7 protein-coding genes are annotated in these 6,919 nt (G+C 41.2%); 6 read left to right on the top strand and 1 reads right to left on the bottom strand.

The window, feature by feature from the left end; translation table 11 throughout:
• The first annotated feature begins 256 nt into the window (after positions 1-256).
• Genes QXD64_00920 through QXD64_00900 form a run of 5 tightly spaced genes read left to right on the top strand, consistent with a single transcriptional unit; the run spans position 257 to position 3,258 of the window.
• On the top strand, positions 257-463 hold the full coding sequence (locus QXD64_00920; protein ID MEM3395878.1) for a hypothetical protein: 207 nt from the start codon (positions 257-259) through the stop codon (positions 461-463).
• Entirely contained in the window at positions 447-1,052 is a 606-nt protein-coding gene (locus tag QXD64_00915) for an aldolase (protein MEM3395877.1), read from the top strand. Before QXD64_00920 ends, QXD64_00915 begins: the two co-directional genes overlap by 17 nt.
• Positions 1,049-1,471 carry an RNA-binding domain-containing protein gene (locus QXD64_00910; GenBank protein MEM3395876.1) on the top strand — a complete coding sequence of 141 codons (423 nt, stop codon included), beginning with the start codon at positions 1,049-1,051 and terminating at the stop codon, positions 1,469-1,471. Before QXD64_00915 ends, QXD64_00910 begins: the two co-directional genes overlap by 4 nt.
• Complete coding sequence (locus tag QXD64_00905; GenBank protein ID MEM3395875.1) at positions 1,468-2,448, top strand: PQQ-binding-like beta-propeller repeat protein; 981 nt, start codon at positions 1,468-1,470, stop codon at positions 2,446-2,448. Before QXD64_00910 ends, QXD64_00905 begins: the two co-directional genes overlap by 4 nt.
• Before the next feature lie 3 nt (positions 2,449-2,451).
• On the top strand, positions 2,452-3,258 hold the full coding sequence (locus tag QXD64_00900) for a TPD domain-containing protein (protein MEM3395874.1): 807 nt from the start codon (positions 2,452-2,454) through the stop codon (positions 3,256-3,258).
• Here QXD64_00900 and purQ read toward each other — a convergent pair.
• On the bottom strand, positions 3,232-4,065 hold the full coding sequence (purQ, locus tag QXD64_00895; protein ID MEM3395873.1) for a phosphoribosylformylglycinamidine synthase subunit PurQ: 834 nt from the start codon (positions 4,063-4,065) through the stop codon (positions 3,232-3,234). The genes QXD64_00900 and purQ overlap by 27 nt on opposite strands.
• A gap of 120 nt (positions 4,066-4,185) precedes the next feature.
• Here purQ and QXD64_00890 point away from each other — a divergent pair, with 120 nt between their 5' ends.
• Positions 4,186-6,876, top strand: a complete 2,691-nt coding sequence (locus QXD64_00890; GenBank protein MEM3395872.1) for a VWA domain-containing protein — start codon at positions 4,186-4,188, stop codon at positions 6,874-6,876.
• Positions 6,877-6,919: the final 43 nt, after the last annotated feature.

Genomic DNA, 6,919 nt, shown 5'->3' with positions numbered 1-6,919 from the left:
TAACACTTTCTATGCCTCGGTGGAATTTTGAAAGACCCGTTTGAAAATTTATAAGAAAGATGTATCAGGAGCTTTGCATACTGGCATCAATTTTTGAATTTTAGCCAGTATCTTTCGGAGATACTGTATGCAAATTTTGCCTGCTGGGCTTTTCCTTATCCCTCACAGTCCATGCACAAACGAGATACCAACTGCACCAAAAACAAAAATTTTATACCATAACTGCGTATATGCTACCGATTGAGTGGTGCCTTCCATGACAAAAAGCGAGGAGAAAAAACATCTTAAACCAGAGAAAAGGGTGGAACATAAAATAAAACCAGACGAAACCATTGAAGAGGTCATGAAAATAATTGAGCAACTTCAGACGAAACATCCAGATAGAGAGTTCTTTCTAGATGGGGACGAGTTCGCAATTTGCTCCAGACCAAAAAAAAGTGAGACAGATGCCGGTAGAAGTTGAGGAAGTTTTTGTAGAAATGCAGAAAATTGGGAGATTAATGCACGAAGCTGGTCTCGTACTTTCGGCTCATAGTGGAAATATAAGTGTGAGGAGAGGCGAAAGAATTTATATAAAGAGGAGGGGAAGCATGTTAGCTGCACTGAACAAGGAGGATATAGTAGAAATGTCACTAAACGGTGCTTCTGCGGGTACATTCCTTGCCTCCACTGAAGTAAAGGTACACCAAGAAATTTACAAAAATACCTCTGCCCTTGCAGTAGTGCATGCACATTCTCCTTATGCCATTGTAGAATCGTTGAACCATGATGAGATAATTCCAATTGATGAGGAAGGGGCTTACTATCTGAAAAAAATTCCTGTTCTCGCTGTTAAAAATGCGATAGGTTCGGAAGAAGTCGCACGGCAATTGCCTGACCTCCTCAAAAAATACCCTGCAGCAATTGTCAGAGGCCATGGCTTGTTTACAACAGGCATTAACCTTGAGAGTGCCTACGGACTGGCTACTGTTGTGGAAAGCGTTTGCAAATTAAGGCATCTTGCAAGAAACTCAGGTATCAACATCCAGAATGTGAAGTTGGGGGATTGGTGAGTGTGATTAAGGAACTGTATGTCAGGGCAATCGTGCATGCTACAGAATCCCCAGAAAAAGTAAGAGAGGTTGTCAACCTTCTTGCACCTGACGCAAAAATAAAAGAAATCTACACTACTGGCTATCATGGCAATGAAATTATTGTACTTGAAACAAGAAGTGTAAACGATTTTATAGGCATCGAAGAGATGCTTAAACGAGATGGAGTTTTTGAAGAAGTGCTTAAAAATCCAGAGATTTACATTGAGGAAGGGACTATCCATCTGAAGATTGATAAACAGATGCTTTACGCTGAGAAAAAATTTGTGATTGGTGGTACAGATGCAATCTCAGTCCATCTTCAAATTGGTAGCAAGTCGGAAACAAGAGAAAAGACGGTTAACAGAATAAAGAAATTTATGAGGGGTGAGGAAGAATGATGGGTATTGAGAAGACAAGGTTCGTGCTCGTGAAGAGAGTTAAAACAGGGAATGAGGTCATTTCTCTTGGTAGTGCCTGGGGGTTCTATTTCCTCGGACTTAAGAACGGCGAATTGAAAAAATTTAACTCAGAGTGGAATGAAGTTGATGTTCTTAAGACCAATGGACAAATAAGAGGGATTGCAACCTCTGACGATAGAATTTTTCTCACTTCTTGGGATAAGAATATCTACTGTGTAAGCAAGGACATGAAAGTCCTATGGAAAAAGCAAGTAGATTCCTTTCCATTTGGGATAAGTGCTGGAAAAAACTTTGTGGTTTACACTACAAACAGCGGCACTATGGCGGTCTTTGATAATGAAGGCAATCCACTCTGGGATAAAAAATTTGAGGGCACAGTTGAATGCGTGAAGGTAAGTGAGGGCCGAATTTACACTGGGACTTACAAAGGAGAAGCCCTCGTGTTTGATGCAAATGGAAACCTACTCTGGAATTTCAACTGCAACGACATAATAAAGAGTATTTGCATTGGTAAACAATTTTATGTTTACACCACTGCAACTGGGAGGGTGTTCATGTTCAGAGATGATGGGACCATGTACTGGGTACAGCAAGAACCTTCGCCGGCTATCACTTCCGAGACCGCAGAGAATCGGATCGCTGTTGGCTTCTTCAACAACTCAATCTTATTTTTTGACAAAACAGGAAAAATACTCCAGCGATTAGAAGAAAACACAAAGCTGAACACATTGATGTTCAGAGATGCTACGACCTTTATTACTGGTACACAGTGCGTAAATATATACCAGAATTTCTCGGATGAAAATGTGGAAATTCTTTACGAAGTTATGTGCATAGGCGGAAAATGTGGTACCTTCATTTCTGCAGAACTTCTGGACACATGTCCACAGTGTGGTTCAGATAAGATTATTTCAAGAGTTGTGGAAGAACGAAGATTTACAAAGGAGTTTGATTAAGAAATGTATCAGAAAGATTATATAAACATAGCAAGACAGATAGGAAGTTTTGAAGAGATTCCTACTGTTGCAAGAAGATTGGGATTGAACGAAGAACTTGTGCTGGTGATATACACCCAGAAGGTTTCTAGAGATGTAAAACACAGATACTACATCATCAAGAAGCAACTGCCAGTAATCAAGAAAGAATGGGATGCGGGTAGAAGTTTATGCGAACTTGGAAGAAAATACGGAGATTTTCCACCCTTGCTCCTTGGTTTTATGCTTTTCACTGCAAACGGGACCACAAGGCGACAATTCTGGGGTTGGGTGAGGGATGCTGCAAAAATAGAAGACCCTAGGATAAAGAAAGAGATTGAAGAGGCAGCTGAAGCTGACATTGTGTATTCACCAAATGGCATGGAAATTCAAAAGAAAAGAGGAAAGGTTGGCGAGGAGAAACTTTACATGGCACTGGACGAACGAAACATAGATTACAGAACTGAAAAGGACCTTGTGGGAAAAGTGCGGAAGACTCCTGATGCCCTGTTGCTCACGCCCCTACGTGTTGGCAACTTCCAGATTAACTGGATAGAATCAAAGGCAAACTTCGGGGATGTTGTTGAAGTCAGACATAATACAAAAAAACAGTTCTGCGAATATGTGAAACTTTTCGGTTCTGGGGTTGCAGTTTACTGGTTTGGATTGGTAAAGGACTTCGAGCGTACAAAAGGCGTGTGGATATTCGATGAAAATGGATTTTACACACTGCTCAGAAAAGCAGCAGTGTTGCCAAGGAGAAAACTAAAATTTCTTGGTGATATAGCTTAGAACACTCTCAAACACGGCTCTTCCATCCCCAACATTTTCTCCAATGTCGTTTTGGGTCCAGTCCGGATGCTGAATTCTATAAAATACCCGTTCTGGATGTGGCATCATGCCAAACACATTGCCTATACTGTTACACAGTCCTGCAATGTTATAGATTGAGCCATTTGGGTTCCAGGGATAGCCCGTGTAGTTTCCCATATAATCTACATACCTAAATACAATCTGATCCTTCTCTATCATCTGTTGAAGCATTTCCTCACCTTTACCCTCTGGCAGTATCAACTTGCCTTCCGCGTGCGCAGATGGGATTAGAAGATTTCTACCTTTCCTTATGTTCTTTGTAAAAACGCACTTGCCCGCATTTTCGCATTTTACATAGGTGGGCCTACACTCAAATCTTGCAGAATCGTTGATTCCTAATGCGATTTCTGGAACCTCAGAATAGATTTTGTCTATCCCTGGCAGAAGACCTAATTCAACAAGAACCTGAAAACCATTGCATATGCCCCCTACTGCATATCCTTTTTCTACAAAATCCACTAAATCCTTCATCAATGCATTTTTCATTCTAGCAGCGAAAATTGCCCCAGCCCTAACATAATCCCCAGAAGAAAATCCACCAGGCAACATAAGAATTTGATACTCGCTTAATGCTCTCTTTTTCTCAGGAGAGCAATCCCCAGTCAACTGCTTCAGATGGACTATCTCCGCCTGGGCACCGAGACGTTTGAAGCATTCTGCCATCTCCAGCTCACAATTCGTGCCTTCAATTCTAAGCACACACACCTTCACATCCGCAACATTCATGAAAAAGAAAAAACAAACCGATTATTTAAAAGCATCACCTTGTTTCCTAATCCCACAACAGAAAAACCGAGAATTAAAAAGTGAGATAAAAATAAATACCAAAAAGCCCATAACCTGATTGTGCTTGGAGACAAAAACAAGGTATTACTGCAAATGGCAAATGAAATTCTCAAAATGTTGAGGACAAGTTACTCCTATATAGAAATTACATCTCTAATGAAAAACTTTTCAATCAAATTCCCCAGGTTCAAGGTAATCCAGGTCACACCCTCTTACACTGTAACCATCGCAGGTACTGGTGAAATTGATGTTATTTTTGAGTTTCTAAGAAAAACTTATGTTCTTATATCTGAGACAGAGCAGGAAATCGCAAAACGAATGAAAAACTACATTCTAACTTACAGCGAAAAAACTGAGATAGTCCTTAGTATGCTAGCAAATGATGTTACATCCATCATCAAACCATATGAAGAAAAAGAGGCACGAGAGGTGTTGGAGGCCGCTGGGGAGGATTTTTTCGCGATGCACCTCTTTGAATTGCTTTGCTCAGAACTGCTACTACCCATTCCTCCTGATGAGCCACTGTATGGAAAAATAAAAGATCTGCAGATTGTGGATGAAAATATTTCGGGTATTCTGGTTGAAGTTGGAAAAATTAGATTCGAAAAAAAACTTACAGGGGATTACTGGAAAACTTTCAACATTATCCTCAATGAAATTCTGAATTATTATGAGGAGAAAGAAGGCAATGTTGGTTTAAAGAAATTTTTTGATGTAACCCAGCGAATTCTGCATCAATACGAAAAAACCGCTGAGCACATCAAGGCAAAGGAAAAATTGTTCAGGGGTTGCCTTGCAAGCAAGGTCAAAATTGATGTTACAGGCATTGAACGCATCATCGAAACTGGGTCCGTGCCAAGACAAGGAATAATTTCAATTAAGGTTGACAAAATCGGAGAAGGTGTGGCCTTAGGAAACGCCATCGCCTCGAGCTTTCTGACAAGATTTGGTGCAATGGGTGTTGTGGTTTCTACAATTTCTGTTGAGGAGTATATGGACCTCTCTTCTCTGCAGTTTGAGGCCGAACATATAAAGAAGAGTGTCATCGTAGACTGGTATACGGGAAGGCATAAAACAGTAGAAACAATAAGCCAGGATGGACGGCTCATAACCGTCTCAAGCACCCTGCTATCCTTGGAGATGGGAATAAAAAAGGCAGTTGAAAACCTCCAGTATTCCCCATTAAAGGTGTTTTTAATTGAACTCTCAAGTAACACAGTTAATCCAGAAAGCGAAGAATTTACAAAATTTCTGGAAAATTTAAAAAATCTAGCATATGAAAGGGATGTGCTTTTTGTAGTTCTTAACAATCGTAATGCCCCCAAGTCATTTGATGCAAAGATTGCAAATCTCGCTGATGCCGTTCTGGATATTTACAATACTGCAGATGGCACTAAAATAAAAGCTATCCATGTGAAATGGGAGGAGCCAGATTATACAGAATATCTCCTTACAATTGAAGGAAGAAGAATCGAGATTGGAGCAAGGAAGAAGAAAAAACCTACAAGAACGCTGGAAGAGGAGCTAGGGCTTGAGGAAGAAGACCCGATTGACAAATACAGGCGGCAGTTGGGTCGCACCTACAACTACAGAATCGTAGAGAACGAGTATCTGCTTTGTCTCCGGATTCCAAGAGAAACAGTGGAAGATCTGAGAGACGAAGATGTGATCACTATAGCCGGAAGATTAAGGCGCGAAAATCTTGAAAAACTGAAAGAAAAAATCCTTTCCGTATATATTATATGTGATAACAATTACGTGGAGACCGACATTCACAGATTCATGGATGCAATTACAATGCGAAGGGCGTCACCAATCCACAGGGCCGCCGAGGAAATCAAAAGTTTGAGAATTGGTGAGCGAGATCCAGTGATAAGGAAACTCCTTGATGAACTCAGCAGAACAGGTGCAAGATTGGGTGCAAGGTTGAGAAGAGGAAGCAAAGCTGCCGAAATCACTGCGACAGCAGGTAGAGGGAGAGTTGTGGGCTACAAACAAGCAGGAGAAAATCCACAAGATATTGCATTGCTGCCAACAATTAGAGTGGCTGCTGCAAAGGGGCGCAGAGGAAACTCAAAATTTGTGGTGGAAATCAAAAAAGAAGATTTCCAGGAAAAGATTAGGAAGACTAGGACACCGGTGTATCTCTGCTTTGTGGTGGATACTAGTGGTTACGAAGAGCCAGAAATCCGTGGTAAAATCGTTTCCTCCCTTGTAATTTCCATGCTTAAGGATGCGTATGAGAGGAGAGATCAGGTCGCCCTTGTGACCTACTCAGGTAACCATGCAACTGTTCAGTGTAACTTTACCACCGATGTGGAATATGTGGGCAGTTACATGAAAAATGTTGAGTTCGGGGGACTTACCCCACTGGGCTCTGGATTGATGACGGGCTTAAATGTGCTCCATGCAAAGGTAGGGGACCGAGTAGGCGTCGTGCCTATACTCATTCTCCTCACAACTGGCAATGCAAATGTGCCTATAACACCAGGCGGCAACATTCGCAGAGAGCTTCTTTCAATCTGCAGGTTGATATGGAACTCTGGCTACAAAGTGCTTGTCGTGGACATATCCGAACGTGGTTCAAATCTAGCAAGAGAAATTGCACTTCTTACAGGAGGAAGATACTATCATCCACAGAATTTGAGATATCAGAAAGTGGCGCTCACAAGAAACTTGCTAGATGCCCTGCGCACTAAGGATTTGAAGAGTGCAATAGAGGCCAGCAAAAAATTCTTAAAGGAAAGATAACCATTTTCAGCTGCTCATTTATGAACTGGCTCTCATTTTAGTA

The organism is Thermoplasmata archaeon, from assembly GCA_038874435.1.
Taxonomy (GTDB): Archaea; Thermoplasmatota; Thermoplasmata; order Lutacidiplasmatales; family SKW197; genus SKW197.
This window is presented reverse-complemented; position numbering and strand designations above follow the sequence as displayed.

What these genes read in the sequence shown, in the direction of transcription:
- QXD64_00920 (MEM3395878.1), top strand. Translation starts at nt 257, where the DNA reads ATGACAAAAAGCGAGGAGAAAAAACATCTTAAACCAGAGAAAAGGGTG.
- QXD64_00915 (MEM3395877.1), top strand. Translation starts at nt 447, where the DNA reads ATGCCGGTAGAAGTTGAGGAAGTTTTTGTAGAAATGCAGAAAATTGGG.
- QXD64_00905 (MEM3395875.1), top strand. Translation starts at nt 1,468, where the DNA reads ATGATGGGTATTGAGAAGACAAGGTTCGTGCTCGTGAAGAGAGTTAAA.
- QXD64_00900 (MEM3395874.1), top strand. Translation starts at nt 2,452, where the DNA reads ATGTATCAGAAAGATTATATAAACATAGCAAGACAGATAGGAAGTTTT.
- purQ (MEM3395873.1), bottom strand. Translation starts at nt 4,065, where the DNA reads ATGAATGTTGCGGATGTGAAGGTGTGTGTGCTTAGAATTGAAGGCACG.